Below are 18581 nucleotides of genomic sequence, written 5' to 3'. Positions count from 1 at the left end.
CCCCGTGAACGACAACGGGCTTGCCGCATCCGCGACAAGCCCGCTGGAAGAACCGCCGAATGCGCTTACTTGGCGGTCAGCGCCGCGTAGCTGTTCATCAGGTTGCGGTAGTTGGGGATGCGCTGGGCCAGCAAGTTACCCAGGCCTTCGATGTCGTTGCGCCAGTCGCGGTGCAGCTCACAGGCCACCGAGAACCAGTTCATCATCTGCGCGCCGGCCGCGGTCATGCGCGCCCAGGCCGCTTGCTGCACGGTTTCGTTGAAGGTGCCGGAAGCGTCGGTCACCACGAACACGTCGAAGCCCTCGGCCAGCGCCGACAGGGTCGGGAACGCCACGCAGACATCAGTCACCACGCCGGCAATGATCAGTTGCTTGCGCCCGGTAGCCTTGATTGCCTGGACGAAGTCTTCGTTGTCCCACGCGTTGATCTGACCAGGGCGGGCAATGTACGGCGCGTCCGGGAACAGCGCTTTCAGCTCGGGTACCAGCGGGCCGTTGGGGCCCTGTTCGAAGCTGGTGGTGAGGATGGTCGGCAAGCCGAAGAACTTCGCCAGGTCGCCCAGGGCCAGGACGTTGTTCTTGAACTCGTTGGGCGAGAAGTCCTGCACCAGGGAAATCAAACCTGTCTGGTGATCCACCAGCAATACCACGGCATCGTCTTTGTTCAGGCGTTTGTAGTTGGCGCTCATTACATGACTCCCAGGGGTTGAATGACGCGGGATGGCGCGGGCTTGAAGCCCGCGCCGAGGTGAAGTCAGAAGGCGAAGCAGGAGCAGCCGAACGCACCCCAGAAGCCCTGAAAGTCGCTGACCGGCACGTTTGACAGGCGCGCCCGCTCATGGCCGTGGGCATGCACGCCGCACGGGCCGCTGCACTGGTGCACCTGCGCCTGCAACGGCGAGGCCGGACGCCAGTGACCCGGCACCTTGACCACCGGCGACCAGTCCGGCAGCACCGGAATGTCCAGCGGGCCGTGGTTGCGGAAGTCGTCGGCGCCGAACACCACCTTGCCGCCGACCACGGTCAGCACCGACTCGATCCACTTGATGGCTTCTTCATCGACGCTGAAGTAGTCGGCGCTGAGCACTGCGACGTCCGCCAACTGGCCGACCTTGATCTGGCCCTTCTTGCCCTGCTCCGAGGAGAACCAGGCGCTGCCGTGGGTGAACAGCTCCAGCGCGGTGAGGCGCGACAGCCCTTCCTCATGCAACGCCAGGCCGCCGACGGTGCGACCGCTGACCATCCAGTACAGCGAGGTCCACGGGTTGTAGCTGGAAACCCGGGTGGCGTCGGTGCCGGCGCCGACCGGCACGCCTTCGGCGAGCATGCGCTTGATCGGCGGGGTCGCCTCGGCGGCCTTGGCGCCGTAGCGCTCGACGAAGTATTCGCCCTGGAAGGCCATGCGGTCCTGGATCGCGATGCCGCCGCCCAGCGCCCGCACCCGCTCGATATTGTGCGGGGTGATGGTTTCGGCGTGGTCGAAGAACCACGGCAAGCCGTTGAACGGAATGTCGCGGTTGACCTTCTCGAACACATCGAGCATGCGGCTGATGGATTCGTCATAAGTCGCGTGCAGGCGGAACGGCCAGCGCTGCTCAACCAGGTGGCGCACCACCGGCTCAAGGTCCTGCTCCATGCTCGGCGCCAGGTCCGGGCGCGGTTCGAGGAAGTCCTCGAAGTCGGCAGCGGAGAACACCAGCATCTCGCCGGCGCCATTGTGGCGCAGCATGTCGTCGCCCTGGTGCAGCTTGACGCTGCTGGTCCAGTTCTTGAAATCGGCCAGTTCGTCCTTGGGCTTCTGAGTGAACAGGTTGTAGGCGATGCGCACCGTCAACTGGTCTTGTTTGGCCAGTTGCTCGATCACCTCGTAGTCGTCAGGGTAATTCTGGAAACCGCCGCCGGCATCGATGGCGCTGGTCAGGCCGAGGCGGTTGAGTTCACGCATGAACTGGCGGGTCGAGTTGACCTGATATTCCAACGGCAGCTTCGGCCCCTTGGACAGGGTCGAGTAGAGAATCATCGCGTTGGGCCGCGCCACCAGCATGCCGGTGGGCTCGCCCTTGCTGTCGCGGACAATCTCGCCGCCCGGCGGGTTGGGCGTGTCGCGGGTGTAGCCGGCGACCCGCAACGCGGCGCGGTTGAGCAAGGCGCGGTCATACAGGTGAAGGACGAACACCGGGGTGTCGGGCGCGGCCTGGTTCAGCTCTTCCAGGGTCGGCATGCGTTTTTCGGCGAACTGGAATTCGTTCCAGCCACCGACCACCCGCACCCATTGCGGGGTCGGTGTGCGATCGGCCTGGTCCTTGAGCATGCGCAGGGCGTCGGCCAGCGACGGCACGCCTTCCCAGCGCAGTTCGAGGTTGTAGTTGAGGCCGCCACGGATCAGGTGCAGGTGCGAGTCGTTGAGGCCGGGGATCACGCAGCGGCCCTTGAGGTCGATGACCTGGGTGCCGGTGCTGCGCGCGGCCATGGCCTGGGCATCGCTGCCCACGGCGATGAAACGCCCATCCTTGATCGCGACTGCGGTGGCTTGCGGATTTTCCCGGTCCACGGTGTGGAACTGGCCGTTGAACAGAATCAGGTCGGCATTCATTGCAGGTCCTTGGTCAGAAGTGAGTGAGGCGAAGGACAACCGCGGCAGCAGCGTCGCCGCCGCAGTCAGGAGAGAGCCGGCGGCCAGCAGGCGTCGGCGGGCCGGGTCGGTGTGGTCATCGCGGTCAGTCATGGCCGCGCTCCTCGTCACCGTCGGTCGCGACGGCGTGGCGTTCACCGGGCCGCACTGTGGATGATTCAGTCATGTCGGACTCCCCTGGCACTTGATCCCGTTGATTCTTGGGCGTGAGGCGATCATGGACGAGTTAATCGTTGTTAATTATTCCCCTGCGCGGCGTAGTGTTTTTCCCTCGACTGCGGGCAGGCGCCCGCAAACAGGGCCTGCACCGTGCACAGCTGTACAAGCGTAGACCGCGTACCGAAGCGCACCGGCGACGCCGCCATTGCGTTGCTGCCCGAACCTGCCCAACATGCGCCAAAGCCACGCGGCAGAGCCCTTTCAGGGCCGCTGCCGGTAGTCGGAACAGCGTCAGGAGCACGATGTGAGCAACAACAGCGAACAGGCCATTCAGTTCGGCCCTTACCGGGTGTTTCCCGGCCAGCGCCTGATCGTCGAGAACGAACGGCCGTTGCGCCTCGGCCGGCGCGCCATGGACATCCTCCTCGCGCTGCTGGCGCGGCCCGGCGAAGTGCTGGGCAAACAGCAACTGATGGCGCTGGTCTGGCCCGACACGGTAGTCGAGGACATCAGCCTGCGCGTGCACATCGCCGCCTTGCGCAAGGCCCTCGGCGACGGCCAGGGCGGGCAGCGCTACATCGTCACCGTGGCCCAGCGCGGCTACAGCTTCGTCGCGCCGCTGACGCTAAAGACCCCGCCGCCGCTGTCGCCCGACCGGGTCAACGCCGCGCACAACCTGCCACTGCGGCGCACTCGGCCAATCGGCCGCCAGGTGCTGGTCAATCAACTGCTCGATCAACTGTCGCAGCAACGCCTGCTGACCCTCGCCGGCCCCGGTGGCATCGGCAAGACCACCGTGGCGCTGCGGGTCGCCGAGCAACTGCTCGGGCACTACCGCGACGGCGTTCGCCTGCTCGACCTGAGCCCGCTGAGCAGCCCGTCGATGATCGTCAGCAACCTCGCCGGCGTATTCGGTCTGGCCCTGCCCGACCAGGCGCCGCTGGACGCCCTGTGCAATTACCTGAGCGAACGTCAGGTGCTGCTGGTGATCGACAACGCCGAGCATCTGGTGGACTCGGTCGCCAGCCTTTGCGAACACCTGCTGCGCTGCGCCCCGCGCTTGCAGATCCTGGTGACCAGCCGCGAGAGCCTGCGTGCCGAAGGTGAATGGCTGCAGCGCCTCGACGCGCTGGAATGCCCGCCGGCCGACGCCCTGCTCGACCCCGCCGAAGCGCTGCGCTACAGCTCCGTGCAACTGTTCGTCGAACGGGCCATCGCCAGCCAGGACAGCTTCGAACTCGACACCACCAACCTGACCACGGTGCTCGCTATCTGCCGTCAGCTCGACGGCATTCCGCTGGCCCTGGAACTGGCCGCGGCGCAACTGGCGACCCTCGACCTCGACGGTCTGCTCGGCGATCTGCGCAAACACCTGGCCCAGCCGCAGATTGACGCGGCCCCGCAGCACCTGCTCGGCGCCACGCTGGACTGGAGCTTTCAGTTGCTCAACGACAGCGAGCGCACCTGCCTGCGCCGGCTCAGCGTGTTTCGCGGCGGCTTCACCCTGGCCTCGGCGCTGGCCCTGGTCACCGACGAACGCCTCGGCCGCGAGCAGGTGCTGGATGCGCTGAGCCAGTTGGTGACCAAGTCGCTGCTCAATGTCGATGTCGGTGATGAAGAGGTGTTCTACCGCCTGCTCGACACCACCCGCAGCTACGCCATGGCCAGGTTGCAACAGGCCGGCGAGTTGCCGGCGGCGCTCAAGCGCCATGCCGAGCGCTATCTGGTGATCATGCAGCAGGCCGAACGCGAGTGGCCGCAGACCAGCGCCGAGCAGTGGCTGGAGCGCTATTCGCGGGCCCTCGACGATCTGCGCGCGGCGCTGGAATGGGGTTTCGCCAGCAGCGACGCGGGCCTGCTCGGCGCCCGGCTGACCGCCGCGTCGGCACCGTTGTGGCAGGAACTGTCGCTGCTTTCGGAGCATGGCCGGCATATCCGCAAGGCGCTGTTGCACCTGGACGCCGACGCCCATCCCGCCGCACACCTGCACATCAACCTCAAGCTGGCGATGGGCACCTTCAGCTACCACGACCATGGCGGCAACCAGGAAACCCTCGACGCCTTCGGTAGCGCCCGCGAACTCGCCGAGCGCCACGGCGACATGCCCGGCCAGTTGCGGGCGATCTCCGGGCATATGGCGGTCAACCTGAGCCGGGGCGAATACCAGCAAGCGCTGCACCTGAGCCGCGACTTCGACCAGCGCGGCCTCAGCCACGACCCGCAACTGGCCCTCAGCGCCCAGCGCCTGCGCGGGCTTGGCCTGCACTTCAGCGGCGATCAGGCCGGCGCCCGCGCCGAGGCCGCCGACGCGCTGCAACGCATGGCCCACAGCGGCCGCCTCAACCGCTTCACCCAAGGTTTCGGTGTGCAATATGACCAGAGCGTCGCCGCCCTCACCCTGCTGGCGCGCATTCTCTGGCTGCAGGGGCTGGCGGAACAGGCCACGTGCACCGCCGAGCAGGCGCTGGACCTGGCGCGCCAGATCAACCATGGCACCACGCTGTGCTACACCCTCGCCCTCAGCGGCTGCGTCATTCCCTGGTACAACGGCGACGCGGAACAGGCCCGGGAGCGCGTGGCGCTGCTTCGCGAGCAGTCCATCCGCCATTCCGTGGGTGTATTCCAGGACTGGGCCGAACACTACGCCCGGGCACTCGATGGCGAACCCGGCAAGCCGGCCACCGGCTTGATCGGCGACCTGCTGGCGACGCAGGTGCCAGGGCGGGTCGATACCGCGCTGCTGGAAAGAGCACACAACGGCGACGCCGGCTGGGCCGGCCCCGCCCTGCTCTGCTCACGGGCCGAGCAGCTTATGGTGGCGGGCGCGAATGCTCGTCAGGAAGCCGAAGTCCTGTTGCTCAAGGCCCTCGGCATCGCCCGCAAACAACAGGCGCTGGCCTGGGAACTGCGCAGCGCCAGCGCCCTGGCGCAGCTCTGGCTGGAAGACGGCCGACCGCTGCCCGCCCGGCAGTTACTGGCGCCGGTGCTTGCCCGTTTTAGCGAAGGGTTCGCCACGCCGCAGGTGCTGCGGGCGCGCCAGTTGTTGGAGCAACTGCCCGCCCGTGAACAACCACGCAGCCGCTACGAAAGCACTCAGGCCGGCTGAAGCAGCGCGCCGTCCTCGACGCTCTGGCGCAGGTACCAACCGGTGCTGTTCAGCACCCGGTAACGCAGCGGCGCGTAATGCACCGCCAGCAGCGATTTGGCGGCCAGTCGCTCCACCGCCCGCACGGCGGGCAGCGGGCCGATGCCGGCGGCGGCGACATGGGCGACCGCCTGTTCCAGGCTGAATGGCCGGCTCAGTTGCGCGAGGCTGCGCAAGACCTGCTGCTCGATCGCCGGCAGGCGCTGGAAACTCCAGTCCAGCGCCGCCTTCAGCGATTGATGCCGGGCCTGGGCGGTGCGCCGTCCCCGATTGAGCACCTGCAGACCTTCACTCAACTGCGCACGCAAGCCGACCAGGGCGAACACATCGATCTGCGCCGCCGCCAGCTCCAACGCCAGCGGCAACCCGTCGAGCTGCCGGCAGATTTCCCAGACCGCCTTGAGGTCCTGCGGGCGCAGGACGAAATCCGCCTGCCGGGCCTGGGCGCACCTGACGAACAGGCGCACCGCGGCATAGCTCATGAACTGCTCCACGCTGTGCGCGTCGCTGCTGGGCGGGACCGCCAGCGGTGCCACGGGTAACAGGGTTTCACCGCGAATGCGCAACGGCTCGCGACTGACCGCCAGAATCGTCACCCCCGGCGCCAGCGCCAGCAGCGCTTCGGCCAGCCGGCGACTGCCCTGCGGCATCGCCTCGCAGTGATCCAGCACCAGCAGCAGTTGCCGATTCAATAGGTAGCCCGGTAAACCCGCCAGCGGACACTCGTCACAAGGCGCCAGGCCCTGATCACGCAGCAGGCCGGTGACCGCCTCGCGTGGGCATTGCGCCTCGGCGAAGTCGATCAGCCAGGCACCGTCGCGCCAACGCGGCGTCTGCGTTTCGGCGGCGCTCAGGGCCAGGGCGCTCTTGCCCACGCCGACCGGGCCACTGAGCGTCACCAGCCGGCGTTGCGACAGCAACAGGCCGAGTGCTGCCAACTCCTCATCGCGGCCGATGATCCGGCTCAGGCGGGTTGGCAGGTTGTGGGTCGTCGCAGATGCGGATGCGGCAGCGCCTTCGCGCTGTACCGGCGCGACGAACGCGTAGCCCTGGCCGGGCACGTTGGCGATGAAACGCTGGTCATCGCCCAACACCCGACGCAGCGCGGCGATGTGCACCCGCAGATTGATGTCCTCGACCACCGTGTCCGGCCAGACCCGCGCCAGCAGCGTCGGCTTGTCTACCAGCGAACCGGCCTGTTCCAGCAGCACCAGGAGAATGTCCAGAGCCCGGCCACCGATGGGTAGCCGACGCTCGTCGGCGAGCATCAAGCGCTGTCCCGAGTGCACGGTATAACGACCGAAGCGCAGCACCTCATCGTTGTTGGAAACCCTGGCGAGTGCGCCCAAACCATCCACCTCCTGCCGCTGAAAGACCTGATAGGGAATAGTGGCAGGGCAAGCTTTCAGGACAACCGTGCGAAGGGGCGCCAGGCGGCCAAATGAGTGTCGGGGACGGACAACAACGGTGAATCAGGCTCTTCATGCAGAGCCAAGTGGAGCAGCCGCAGCAGCAGGCAGCTAGCACTAGACCATGGCGATCTACCAGTCCTTTAAGCTATCCTGCGCGACCAAATTAATTCAAATTGTAAGGGATTACGATGAAACACCTGCGCCAGCTATTGGCGGCAGTGTTGCTCTGCGCAACCACTTTGCCCGCCATCGCCGCCAGCACTCCCGCGTCTGCGCCAACCGCCAGCGAACAACCGCAGCAGACCGCCGAACAGTGGCTGGCCACGCTCAAGCCACAGCACGGCAACATCACCCTGCCCAGCGGCATCGCCAGCCTGCAACTCAACAACGAGTTCTACTACCTGTCGCCAGACGACACCGAGCGCCTGCTGACCGAAGCCTGGGGCAACCCACGGGGCTTCAAGACCCTCGGCATGATCATCCCGACCGCCGTCAGCCCACTGGCGGCAAACGGCTGGGGCGTGATCATCAGCTACAAGAACGACGGCCACATTTCCGATGATGACGCCGCCAAGATCGACTACGCCGACCTGCTCAAGCAGATGAAGGCCGATGACGAGGAAGACAACAAGGAGCGTCGCAAGGAAGGCTATGCCGGCCTGACACTGCTGGGCTGGGCCGAGCCGCCGAGCTACGACCAGGCTACCCACAAGATGTACTGGGCGCGAGAGTTGAAGGCCGACGACGCCGAGCAGACCACGCTGAACTACAGCATCCGCGTGCTGGGCCGCGAAGGCGTGCTGGAACTCAACGCCGTGGCAGCGATGGCTGACCTGCAGACAATCAAGCAGGAAACGCCGAAGATCCTCGCCTTCACCAACTTCACCGACGGCAACCGCTACGCCGACTACGACGCCAAGACCGACAAGCTGGCGCCCTACGGCCTGGCCGCCCTGGTCGCCGGTGGCATCGCCGCCAAGGCGGGTCTGTTCGCCAAGATCGGTGTTGCCTTGTTGGCGTTCAAGAAGTTCATCATCCTCGGCCTGGTGGCCATCGCCGGCGTCCTCGGCAAGCTGTTCAAGCGCAAGCAATCCTGATTCTGGTCTGGCTCAGCCTTGATGGGCGGGTCACCTACAACGAACGTGCCTAAGGAGAGAGTTGCTCGCGATACTCCGCCGGGGTCACGCCCAATCGCTCGCTGAAGACCTGCCGCATATAGCGGACGCTGCCGAATCCGCTGCGGTAGGCGACGGTCTTCAAGGGCAGGTCGCTGCTTTCCAGCATCTCGCGCGCGCGGTCGATGCGGGCGTTCTGCAGGAAGACCATGGGCGTCATGTTCACTTCGCGCAGAAACACCCGGGAGAAATGCCGCGGGCTCATGGCCGCCAGCGCCGCCATGCGCGGGATGCCGAACGGCTCTTCCAGGTGCTCCAGCACGTGATTCTGCACGCGGGTGATGGGTGTTTCTTCTTTCGCCACGGCGCCGGCCAGCGGGCTGAAACGCGCCTGGCCGCCCTGGCGTTTCATGACCACCAGCAGCACCTTGGCCACGTCCTGGGCGACTTTCTTGCCGTGATCCTCGGCCACCACCGCCAGCGCCAGGTCGATGCCGGCGGTGACGCCGCCGGAGGTGATCAACTGGCGGTCACGCACGTAGATCTGGTCCGTTTCTACCTGCGCAGTGGGAAAGGCGCGGATCAGGCGTTCGGTGTAGTGCCAATGGGTGGTGACCCGGTAGCCATCCAGCAGCCCGGCATGGCCGAGGATGAACGAGCCGGTGCAGATCGAGCCGTAGCACCGCGAGCGCCCGGCGACGCCTTGCAGCCACAGGCTCAGCGGCGGGCAGATTTCGTTGTAGGCGCCGGGACCGCCAGGCACCAGCAGCAAGTCCCAGCCGGCATCGTCGGGGTCGATGACCCGGTCCGGCAACAGGCTGACGCCATTGGACGCGCGTATCGCCCCCGGCACCGCGCCGAGGGTGGTCAGCCGGTAATGGTCCTCGGCCTTCAGATAGCGGTTGGCGATGGAAAACACTTCCATCGGGCCTGCCATGTCGAGCAGGAGGAAGTCGGGAAACAGCACCATGGCCACATTTTTCATCGAGTCGGGTCACCGCAAGTCCAGGTAAATAACGCGCGGCACATTATTACCGCCCCTACTCCGTGATCGGAATGTCCTGACGCATTGTCCACTTCAACGGGACAGTAATTCCATTTCCAGCTACTTATTGCGCCGCTCAGTAACCATTAATCTTCTCCCATCGAATCGACGGTTGCTCCAGCAGCCGCCCCCTCAAAAGGAGAACCACCATGCTTACCCTGCGCAAAGCGTCTGATCGTGGCCTGGCCAACCATGGCTGGCTGAAATCGTTCCACACCTTCTCGTTCGCTCAATACCGCAACCCGGACGAGCAAGGCTTCTCCGACCTGCTGGTGATCAACGATGACCGCGTCAGCGCCGGCAAAGGCTTCGGCCAGCACCCGCACCGCGACATGGAGATTTTCTCCTACGTGCTGGAAGGCGCGCTGGAACACAAAGACAGCATGGGCACAGGTTCCGTGATCCGCCCTGGCGATGTGCAACTGATGAGCGCCGGCCGCGGCGTGACCCACAGCGAGTTCAACCATTCGCACGACGAGTCGGTGCACTTCCTGCAAATCTGGATCGTGCCAGCGGTCGGCGGGGCTGAACCGCGTTATCAGCAAGCGCACTTCAGCGCTGACGACAAACGCGGCCGGCTGAAACTGATCATCTCGCCGGACGGCAAGGACGGTTCGCTGGAAATCCGCCAGGACGCCCGGGTTTACGCCGGCCTGTTCGACGGCGACGAAAGCGCCAGCCTGAAGCTGCCCGCCGGTCGCAACGCCTACGTCCACGTGGCCCGCGGCAGTGTCGAGCTCAACGGCGTGGCCCTGCTGGAAGGCGACGGCGTGCGCTTGCGCCAGGAGCAACTGATCGAGCTGAGCCACGGCGTGGATGCCGAGGTGCTGGTGTTCGACCTGCGCCCTCACGAACTGCCGGGCATGGCCTGAACCGCAGCGAGCCCTGAAATCAGGGCTCGTAGCCTTCCACGATAATCACCTCGGCTTTCGCCACTCCCTGGCGAAAGCCGCAGGCTTCCTGATACTGCGCCGAGCGGTAGCACGCCACCGCCTTATCGTAGGATTCGAATTCAATCACCACGCTGCGCTGCGGCGTGGCCCGCCCTTCCATCGCCTCACTGCGCCCACCACGGGCCAGCAGCTTGCCACCAAACGCGGCGAAGGCCGCCGGGGCGCGCTGGGTGTATTGCTGATACTGCTGCGGGTCGGTCACATCGACGTGGGCAATCCAATAGGCCTTCATCGCTCAGGCTCCTCAACGGGGGAAATTCGTATTATGGTATACCATAATTTCCACCGAACCACAGTGAGCGCGCAGCATGGCTTTCAACAGCATCGAAGAGATTCTCGACGACTACCGCCAGGGCAAGATGGTCCTGCTGGTGGACGACGAAGACCGTGAAAACGAAGGCGACCTGCTGATCGCCGCCGAGCGGTGCGACGCCGCCGCCATCAGCTTCATGGCCCGCGAGGCGCGTGGCCTGATCTGCCTGACCTTGAGTGACGAACACTGCCAGCGCCTGGGCCTGGAGCAGATGGTGCCGGCCAATGGCAGTGCCTTCAGCACCGCCTTTACCGTGTCGATCGAAGCGGCGCGCGGCGTCACCACCGGCATTTCCGCCGCCGACCGCGCCTGTACCGTCGCCGCCGCCGTGGCGCCGAATGCCACGGCGGACGACCTCGTCCAGCCGGGCCACATCTTCCCCCTGCGCGCCCGCGAAGGCGGCGTGCTGACCCGCGCCGGCCATACCGAAGCCGGCTGCGACCTGGCGCGGCTGGCCGGCTACTCCCCGGCCTCGGTGATCGTCGAAGTGCTCAACGACGACGGCACCATGGCCCGCCGCCCCGACCTGGAAATCTTCGCCGCCCGCCACGGCATCAGGATCGGCACCATCGCCGATCTGATCCACTACCGCCTGAGCACCGAACAGACCGTCAAGCGCATCGGCGAACGCGAGCTGCCGACGGTGCACGGCACCTTCCGCCTGGTGACCTATGAGGACCGTATCGAAGGCGGCGTGCACATGGCGATGGTCATGGGTGACATCCGCCGCGACCAGCCGACGCTGGTGCGGGTGCACGTGATCGACCCGTTGCGCGATCTGGTCGGCGCCGAATATGCCGGGCCGGCCAACTGGACGCTGTGGGCGGCCTTGCAGAAAGTCGCCGCCGAAGGCACCGGCGTGGTCGTGGTGCTGGCCAACCATGAATCGTCCCAGGCCCTGCTGGAACGCGTGCCGCACCTGACCCAGCCGCCTCGGCCGTATCAGCGCGGGCAGTCGAAGACCTATTCGGAAGTGGGCACCGGGGCACAGATTCTGCAGGACCTGGGGATCGGCAAACTGCGTCACCTGGGGCCGCCGCTGAAATATGCCGGGCTGACGGGGTATGACCTGGAGGTGGTGCAGAGCATTCCGTTCGAGCCGGGGTTGGTGGGCTGACCTTCGGGGCCTAATCGCTGCGGTTCGGCGCCCCGGAGTGATAGCCGGTAACCCCACACCTCTTGCCAAAAGTTTGGAATACCATAATATGATATCCCGTAGACCTTAAAACCTGCAGGCCGGCACCTACAATCACAAACGGCCACTCACACTTTGTAAAAGCTGCTCCCCGAACTGATTGGCGGGCGACAGAAAGCCCGCCTCGAATAACAAAAGCAACGAGGGCGTAACCATGCTGTTTAGCAAACGTGTAACCGCAGTGCTGTCCATCAGCCTGCTGACCCTGGCCTGTCAGGCCACCCAGGCCGCCGACAGCCTGAACTTCGTCAGTTGGGGCGGCACCACCCAGGACGCGCAAAAAGCCGCCTGGGCCGAGCCCTTCAGCAAGAGCAGCAACATCAAGGTCGTGCAGGACGGCCCCACCGACTACGGCAAACTCAAAGCCATGGTCGAAAGCGGCAATGTGCAGTGGGACGTGGTCGACGTCGAAGCCGACTTCGCCCTGCGCGCCGCCAGCGAAGGCCTGCTCGAACCCCTCGATTTCAACACCATCCAGCGTGATCGCATCGACCCGCGCTTCGTTTCCGACCACGGCGTAGGCTCGTTCTTCTTCTCCTTCGTCCTCGGCTACAACGAGGGCAAGCTGGGCGGCAACAAGCCGGTGGACTGGAGCGCGCTGTTCGACACCAAGACCTACCCCGGCAAACGCGCCCTGTACAAATGGCCAAGCCCCGGCGTCCTGGAACTGGCCCTGCTGGCGGACGGCGTCCCCGCCGACAAGCTCTATCCGCTGGACCTGGACCGCGCCTTCAAGAAACTCGACACCATCAAGAAAGACATCGTCTGGTGGGGCGGCGGCGCGCAGTCGCAGCAACTGCTGGCCTCCGGCGAAGCCACTCTCGGCCAGTTCTGGAACGGCCGCGTCTACGCCCTGCAACAGGACGGCGCGCCAGTGGGCGTGAGCTGGAAGCAGAACCTGGTCATGGCGGACTTCCTCGTGGTGCCCAAAGGCGCCAAGAACAAGGACGCGGCCATGAAGTTCATCGCCAATGCCGCCAGCGCCAAGGGCCAGGCCGAGTTCGCCAACCAGACCGCCTACGCCCCGGTGAATCTGGACAGCGTCAGCCTGCTCAAGCCTGAACTCGCACCGAACCTGCCCACCGCCTACGCTCAAGATCAGGTCACCCTGGATTTCGCCTACTGGGCGAAGAACGGTCCAGCCATCGCGACCCGCTGGAATGAGTGGCTGGTCAAATGAAAGTCGCCATCAACGCCTTGCAAACCGCGTCCGCTGCCGGTGGCGGCGGCGCCAAGGGAGCGGCCATGAACCCCACGCCGTCGCTGCGCCAACGCTGGCGCGGCAGCCGCAACCTGCTGCCGGCCTTGCTGTTTCTCGGGTTGTTCTTCTTCGCGCCACTGATCGGCCTGCTGCTGCGCGGCGTGCTGGAACCGGTGCCGGGGCTGGGCAACTACGAGCAACTGTTCGCCAACTCGGCCTACGCCCGGGTGCTGTTCAACACCTTTTCGGTGGCCGGCCTGGTCACCCTGATCAGCGTGTTGCTGGGCTTCCCGCTGGCCTGGGCGATCACTCTGGTGCCGCGTGGCTGGGGCCGCTGGCTGCTGAACATCGTGCTGCTGTCGATGTGGACCAGCCTGCTCGCCCGCACCTATTCCTGGCTGGTGCTGCTGCAGGCATCAGGGGTGATCAACAAGGCGTTGATGGCAATGGGCATCATCGATGCCCCGCTGGAAATGGTGCATAACCTCACCGGCGTGGTGATCGGCATGAGCTACATCATGATTCCGTTCATCGTCCTGCCGCTGCAGGCGACCATGCAGGCCATCGACCCGATGGTCCTGCAGGCCGGCTCGATCTGCGGCGCGAGCCCGTGGACCAACTTCTTCAAGGTGTTCCTGCCGCTGTGCCGTTCCGGGCTGTTTTCCGGCGCCTTGATGGTGTTCGTGATGTCCCTCGGTTACTACGTGACCCCGGCCCTGCTCGGCGGCGCGCAGAACATGATGCTGCCGGAATTCATCGTTCAGCAGGTGCAGTCGTTCCTCAACTGGGGCCTGGCCAGTGCCGCCGCGGCGTTGCTGATCGCGATCACCCTGGTGCTGTTCTATTTCTACCTGAAGCTGCAACCGGAATCCCCGGTCGGCAACAGCAACGCGAGGTAAGCGACCATGCTCCTGACCCCCAATGCCATGAGCCGGCGCCTGCGTTTCGGGCTCTACACCACCACCGGGCTGATCGCGCTGTTCCTGCTGCTGCCGATCGTGTTCATTGTCCTGCTGTCGTTCGGCTCCTCGCAGTGGCTGGTGTTCCCGCCGCCGGGCTGGACGCTGAAGTGGTACGGCCAGTTCTTTTCCAACGCTGAATGGATGGACGCTGCCTTCGCCAGCCTCAAGGTCGCGCTGCTGACCACGGTGGTCGCCGTGGCCCTGGGCCTGCCCACCGCGTTCGCTCTGGTGCGCGGCCGCTTCCCCGGCCGCGAAATGCTCTACGGCCTGTTCACCCTGCCGATGATCGTGCCGCTGGTGATCATCGCCGTGGCGGTGTACGCGCTGTTCCTGAAACTGGGCTACACCGGCACGCTGTTTTCCTTTGTGGTCAGCCACGTCATCGTCGCCCTGCCCTTCACCATCATTTCCATCATCAACTCGCTGAAGCTGTTCGATCAGTCGATCGAGGACGCCGCGGTGATCTGCGGCGCCTCGCGCCTGCAAGCGATCGTCAAGGTGACCTTCCCGGGGATTCGCCCGGGAATGATCGCCGGCGGCCTGTTCGCCTTCCTGGTCTCGTGGGACGAGGTGGTGCTCAGCGTGATGATGGCCAGCCCGAACCTGCAGACCCTTCCCGTGAAAATGTGGACCACCCTGCGTCAGGACCTGACACCCGTGATTGCCGTCGCCTCGACGCTGCTGATCGGCCTGTCGGTATTGGTCATGGTGATCGCCGCCGCCCTGCGCCGGCGCAACGAAGTCAGCGCCTGAGCGCCCGGAGAAAACAACAATGAGTGCAGTCATCAACGATGCCGCCCAGGCCAAGACCCTCGTCAGCCTGCGCAACCTGAACAAGCACTACGGCGACTTCGCCGCGGTGGACAACATCAGCCTCGACATCCAGGACGGCGAATTCCTCACCTTCCTCGGCTCCAGCGGCTCGGGCAAGAGCACCACGCTGTCGATGCTGGCAGGTTTCGAGACGCCGAGCAGCGGCGAGATCCTGGTCAACGGCCAGTCGCTGGTCAACGTGCCGCCTCACAAACGCGATATCGGCATGGTGTTCCAGCGTTACTCGCTGTTCCCGCACTTGTCGGTGCGCGACAACATCGCCTTCCCCCTGGCGATCCGCAAGCGCAGCGCCGCCGAGCGTGACAAGCAAGTGGACGCCATGCTCAAGCTGGTGCAACTGGACAAATTCGCCCACCGCCGCCCGGCGCAACTGTCCGGCGGTCAGCAGCAGCGTGTGGCGATTGCCCGGGCGCTGGTCTACGAACCACGCATCCTGCTGATGGACGAACCTCTCGGCGCGCTGGACAAAAAACTGCGTGAAGACTTGCAGGACGAACTGCGTCAACTGCACCGTCGGCTCGGCATCACCATCGTCTACGTGACCCACGACCAGGAAGAAGCCATGCGCCTGTCCCAGCGCATCGCCATCTTCAGCCACGGCAAGATCGTCGGCCTCGGCACCGGCTACGACCTCTACCAGAACCCGCCGAATGCGTTCGTCGCCTCGTTCCTGGGCAACTCCAACTTCCTCCGGGTGAAGGCTCAGGGCAACGGCGCGGCCAGTTTCGAAGGCCAGCCGGTGGCGATGCGCCTGACCCCGGGCCTGGCGGTAGGCCAGGACGTGCTACTGATGGTCCGCCCGGAAAAAGCCCTGGCCCTGAGCCGCGAACAGGCCGCAACCGAGGCGCTGCCGGCAGGTTGGAACGAAGTCACGGCAAAGGTTGGCGAAGTGCTGTTCCTCGGCGAAAGCCAGACCTGCAGCGTGGTGACTACAGGCGGCACTGCCATGACCGTGAAAGCGCTGTCGGCGGCAGGCATGTCGATGAAACCGGGGGATGAAGTGAAAGTGCGCTGGGCGGTGGCGGATGCCTGTGTGTACACCGAGTGGCAGGAGAGTGATTTGAACAAGGCGGCGGGGGCGCATTGATGCCCTGATCGCTGAACACAAAAATCCCGGCGCATGGCCGGGATTTTTATTGGTTAAAGCAGGCCCAGAGACCTCAGGCTGGCGCCGAAGTCCGGATCAGGTGATCGAACGCCGCCAGCGACGCCTTGGCCCCCTCACCCACTGCAATCACGATCTGCTTGTACGGCACGGTGGTCACGTCACCCGCGGCGAACACGCCCGGCAGGTTGGTCTGGCCACGGGCATCGACGATGATCTCGCCGCGCGGGGTCAGCTCCAGCGTGCCTTTGAGCCAGTCGGTGTTCGGCAGCAAACCGATCTGCACGAAGATCCCTTCCAGCGCCAGGTCATGCACGGCGTCGGTGGTGCGGTCCTTGTAGCGCAGGCCGTTGACCTTCTGCCCGTCACCGAGCACTTCGGTGGTCAGGGCGCTGGTGATGACCTTGACGTTCGGCAGGCTGTGCAGCTTGCGTTGCAACACGGCGTCGGCACGCAACTGGCTGTCGAACTCGATCAACGTTACCTGGGCGACGATACCCGCCAGGTCGATGGCCGCTTCCACACCGGAGTTACCACCGCCGATCACCGCCACACGCTTGCCTTTGAACAGCGGGCCGTCGCAGTGCGGGCAGTAAGCCACGCCACGGCTGCGGTATTCCTTCTCGCCCGGCACGTTCATTTCGCGCCAGCGAGCGCCGGTGGCGAGGATCACGGTCTTGGCTTTCAACGTCGCGCCGCTGGCCATGCGCACTTCATGCAGGCCGCCATCGGTGGCCGGCACCAGAGCATCGGCGCGCTGCAGGTTCATGATGTCGACGTCGTACTGCTTGACGTGTTCTTCCAGCGCCGTGGCCAGTTTCGGCCCTTCGGTTTCCTGCACCGAGATGAAGTTCTCGATCGCCATGGTGTCCAGCACCTGGCCGCCGAAACGCTCGGCGGCGACGCCGGTACGGATGCCTTTGCGCGCGGCATAGATAGCCGCCGCGGCACCGGCCGGACCACCGCCGATCACCAGCACGTCGAAGGCATCCTTGGCATTGAGCTTCTCGGCCTGGCGCGCATCGGAGCCGGTGTCGAGCTTGGCGACGATCTCTTCAAGGCCCATGCGGCCCTGACCGAAGACTTCGCCGTTGAGATAAACGCTCGGCACCGCCATCACCTGGCGCAACTCGACTTCCGCCTGGAACAGCGCGCCGTCGATCGCCACGTGGCGCACGTTGGGGTTGAGCACCGCCATCAGGTTCAGCGCCTGGACCACATCCGGGCAGTTCTGGCAGGACAACGAGAAGTAGGTTTCGAAATTGAATTCGCCTTCCAGCCCGGCGATCTGCTCGATCAGCTCGGCGCTGGCCTTGGAGGGATGGCCGCCGACTTGCAGCAGCGCCAGCACCAACGAGGTGAATTCGTGGCCCATGGGGATGCCGGCGAAACGCAGGCTGATCTCACCGCCAGGGCGATTGAGCGAGAACGACGGGCGACGGGCGTCGGTGCCGTCCTCGCGCAGGGTAATGAGGTTCGACAGGCTGGCGACTTCGCTCAGCAGGTCGTGGAGTTCGCGGGACTTCGCGCCGTCATCGAGGGAGGCGACGATCTCGATCGGCTGAGTGACCCGTTCCAGGTAGGCTTTCAACTGAGTTTTAAGCGTGGCGTCCAACATACGGGCGATTCCTTTTCAAACGGTAGAAATAACAACGCCCGGGCGAAAGCGCCCGGGCGTTTTGCGGGGCGGTACAGCGACTAGGTGCGGAGGACCGCCCTCGGCTTTTTCACGGTCTTAGATCTTGCCGACCAGGTCCAGCGATGGCGCCAGGGTGGCTTCGCCTTCTTTCCACTTGGCCGGGCAGACTTCGCCAGGGTGAGCGGCGACGTATTGGGCAGCCTTGACCTTGCGCAGCAGCTCGCTGGCGTCACGGCCCACACCACCGTCGTTCAGTTCGACGATCTTGATCTGGCCTTCTGGGTTGATGACGAAGGTGCCACGGTCAGCCAGACCGGCTTCTTCGATCAGCACGTCGAAGTTGCGCGAGATGACGTGGGTCGGGTCACCGATCAGCGGGTACTGGATCTTGCTGATGGTGTCGGAGGTGTCGTGCCAGGCTTTGTGGGTGAAGTGGGTGTCGGTGGACACGCCGTAGATCTCGACGCCCAGTTTCTGGAACTCGGCGTAGTTGTCGGCCAGGTCACCCAGCTCGGTCGGGCAGACGAAAGTGAAGTCGGCTGGGTAGAAGAACACAACGGACCATTTGCCTTTCAGATCCGCTTCGGAGACCTGAACGAAGTTGCCGTTGTGGTAAGCAGTTGCGTTGAACGGTTTAACCTGGCTGTTGATGATAGGCATCGGATGTTTCTCCTTCAGGGTTTGTAAAAACTTGATGGAGAGATCCTAGCCAATAGACCCGGTTAATGCTCATTGGCAAAAGTCATGCTGGTGATTGGTTTTGGCTATAACAGGTGGGTATTAATAGAAGGGATTGGTTCATCGCGAGCAAGCTCGCTCCTACAGGTCGGTGTTGCACCTCTGTAGGACCGAGCTTGCTCGCAAAAACGCC

At 64.8% G+C, this 18581-nt stretch carries 15 protein-coding genes; 8 read left to right on the top strand and 7 right to left on the bottom strand.

Features of this window, described 5'->3' with window-relative positions; all coding sequences use genetic code 11:
- Positions 1-65: 65 nt before the first annotated feature.
- Both ycaC and NTD88_RS04005 read right to left on the bottom strand, forming a co-directional pair.
- On the bottom strand, positions 66-689 hold the full coding sequence (gene ycaC / locus NTD88_RS04010) for an isochorismate family cysteine hydrolase YcaC (RefSeq protein ID WP_262156018.1): 624 nt from the start codon (positions 687-689) through the stop codon (positions 66-68).
- A 65-nt stretch (positions 690-754) separates the two neighbouring features.
- Complete coding sequence (locus tag NTD88_RS04005) at positions 755-2593, bottom strand: amidohydrolase (protein ID WP_262156036.1); 1839 nt, start codon at positions 2591-2593, stop codon at positions 755-757.
- A 502-nt stretch (positions 2594-3095) separates the two neighbouring features.
- Here NTD88_RS04005 and NTD88_RS04000 point away from each other — a divergent pair.
- Positions 3096-5897 carry an ATP-binding protein gene (locus NTD88_RS04000; RefSeq protein ID WP_262156019.1) on the top strand — a complete coding sequence of 934 codons (2802 nt, stop codon included), beginning with the start codon at positions 3096-3098 and terminating at the stop codon, positions 5895-5897.
- Here NTD88_RS04000 and NTD88_RS03995 read toward each other — a convergent pair.
- A complete protein-coding gene (locus tag NTD88_RS03995; protein WP_262156020.1) occupies positions 5885-7285 on the bottom strand; it encodes an ATP-binding protein in 1401 nt (466 codons plus the stop codon). The genes NTD88_RS04000 and NTD88_RS03995 overlap by 13 nt on opposite strands.
- Positions 7286-7536: 251 nt before the next feature.
- Between NTD88_RS03995 and NTD88_RS03990 the strand changes: the two genes are divergently transcribed.
- Positions 7537-8445 (top strand): DUF2167 domain-containing protein, encoded by a 909-nt coding sequence (locus tag NTD88_RS03990; protein ID WP_095153773.1) that lies wholly within the window; start codon positions 7537-7539, stop codon positions 8443-8445.
- Between the two features lie 49 nt (positions 8446-8494).
- On the opposite strand, the gene NTD88_RS03985 is transcribed toward NTD88_RS03990, so the two are convergent.
- Positions 8495-9448 (bottom strand): GlxA family transcriptional regulator, encoded by a 954-nt coding sequence (locus NTD88_RS03985; RefSeq protein WP_262156021.1) that lies wholly within the window; start codon positions 9446-9448, stop codon positions 8495-8497.
- Positions 9449-9657: 209 nt separating this feature from the next.
- Between NTD88_RS03985 and NTD88_RS03980 the strand changes: the two genes are divergently transcribed.
- Positions 9658-10380: a pirin family protein gene (locus tag NTD88_RS03980; RefSeq protein ID WP_262156022.1), complete on the top strand. Its 723-nt coding sequence runs from the start codon at positions 9658-9660 to the stop codon at positions 10378-10380.
- A gap of 19 nt (positions 10381-10399) precedes the next feature.
- On the opposite strand, the gene NTD88_RS03975 is transcribed toward NTD88_RS03980, so the two are convergent.
- Positions 10400-10693, bottom strand: a complete 294-nt coding sequence (locus tag NTD88_RS03975; RefSeq protein WP_262156023.1) for a DUF1330 domain-containing protein — start codon at positions 10691-10693, stop codon at positions 10400-10402.
- A gap of 76 nt (positions 10694-10769) precedes the next feature.
- Here NTD88_RS03975 and ribBA point away from each other — a divergent pair, with 76 nt between their 5' ends.
- The 5 genes from ribBA (at position 10770) to NTD88_RS03950 (ending at position 16053) form a co-directional block, all read left to right on the top strand.
- Positions 10770-11891 carry a bifunctional 3,4-dihydroxy-2-butanone-4-phosphate synthase/GTP cyclohydrolase II gene (gene ribBA / locus NTD88_RS03970; RefSeq protein WP_262156024.1) on the top strand — a complete coding sequence of 374 codons (1122 nt, stop codon included), beginning with the start codon at positions 10770-10772 and terminating at the stop codon, positions 11889-11891.
- Positions 11892-12123: 232 nt separating this feature from the next.
- Positions 12124-13149, top strand: a complete 1026-nt coding sequence (locus NTD88_RS03965) for an ABC transporter substrate-binding protein (protein WP_262130484.1) — start codon at positions 12124-12126, stop codon at positions 13147-13149.
- Entirely contained in the window at positions 13146-14069 is a 924-nt protein-coding gene (locus NTD88_RS03960) for an ABC transporter permease (RefSeq protein ID WP_095153779.1), read from the top strand. The genes NTD88_RS03965 and NTD88_RS03960 overlap by 4 nt, the downstream gene beginning before the upstream one ends.
- Before the next feature lie 6 nt (positions 14070-14075).
- Positions 14076-14885, top strand: a complete 810-nt coding sequence (locus tag NTD88_RS03955; RefSeq protein WP_095153780.1) for an ABC transporter permease — start codon at positions 14076-14078, stop codon at positions 14883-14885.
- Between the two features lie 19 nt (positions 14886-14904).
- Positions 14905-16053 carry an ABC transporter ATP-binding protein gene (locus NTD88_RS03950; protein ID WP_095153781.1) on the top strand — a complete coding sequence of 383 codons (1149 nt, stop codon included), beginning with the start codon at positions 14905-14907 and terminating at the stop codon, positions 16051-16053.
- A gap of 73 nt (positions 16054-16126) precedes the next feature.
- Here NTD88_RS03950 and ahpF read toward each other — a convergent pair whose 3' ends face one another.
- Both ahpF and ahpC read right to left on the bottom strand, forming a co-directional pair.
- Positions 16127-17689, bottom strand: a complete 1563-nt coding sequence (gene ahpF, locus NTD88_RS03945) for an alkyl hydroperoxide reductase subunit F (protein ID WP_262130483.1) — start codon at positions 17687-17689, stop codon at positions 16127-16129.
- Positions 17690-17806: 117 nt separating this feature from the next.
- Positions 17807-18370, bottom strand: coding sequence for an alkyl hydroperoxide reductase subunit C (gene ahpC, locus NTD88_RS03940; protein WP_095153783.1), 564 nt, complete (start codon positions 18368-18370; stop codon positions 17807-17809).
- Between the last annotated feature and the right edge of the window lie 211 nt (positions 18371-18581).

It is taken from the genome of Pseudomonas sp. 20P_3.2_Bac5 (assembly GCF_025466035.1).
Classification (GTDB): domain Bacteria; phylum Pseudomonadota; class Gammaproteobacteria; order Pseudomonadales; family Pseudomonadaceae; genus Aquipseudomonas.
This window is presented reverse-complemented; position numbering and strand designations above follow the sequence as displayed.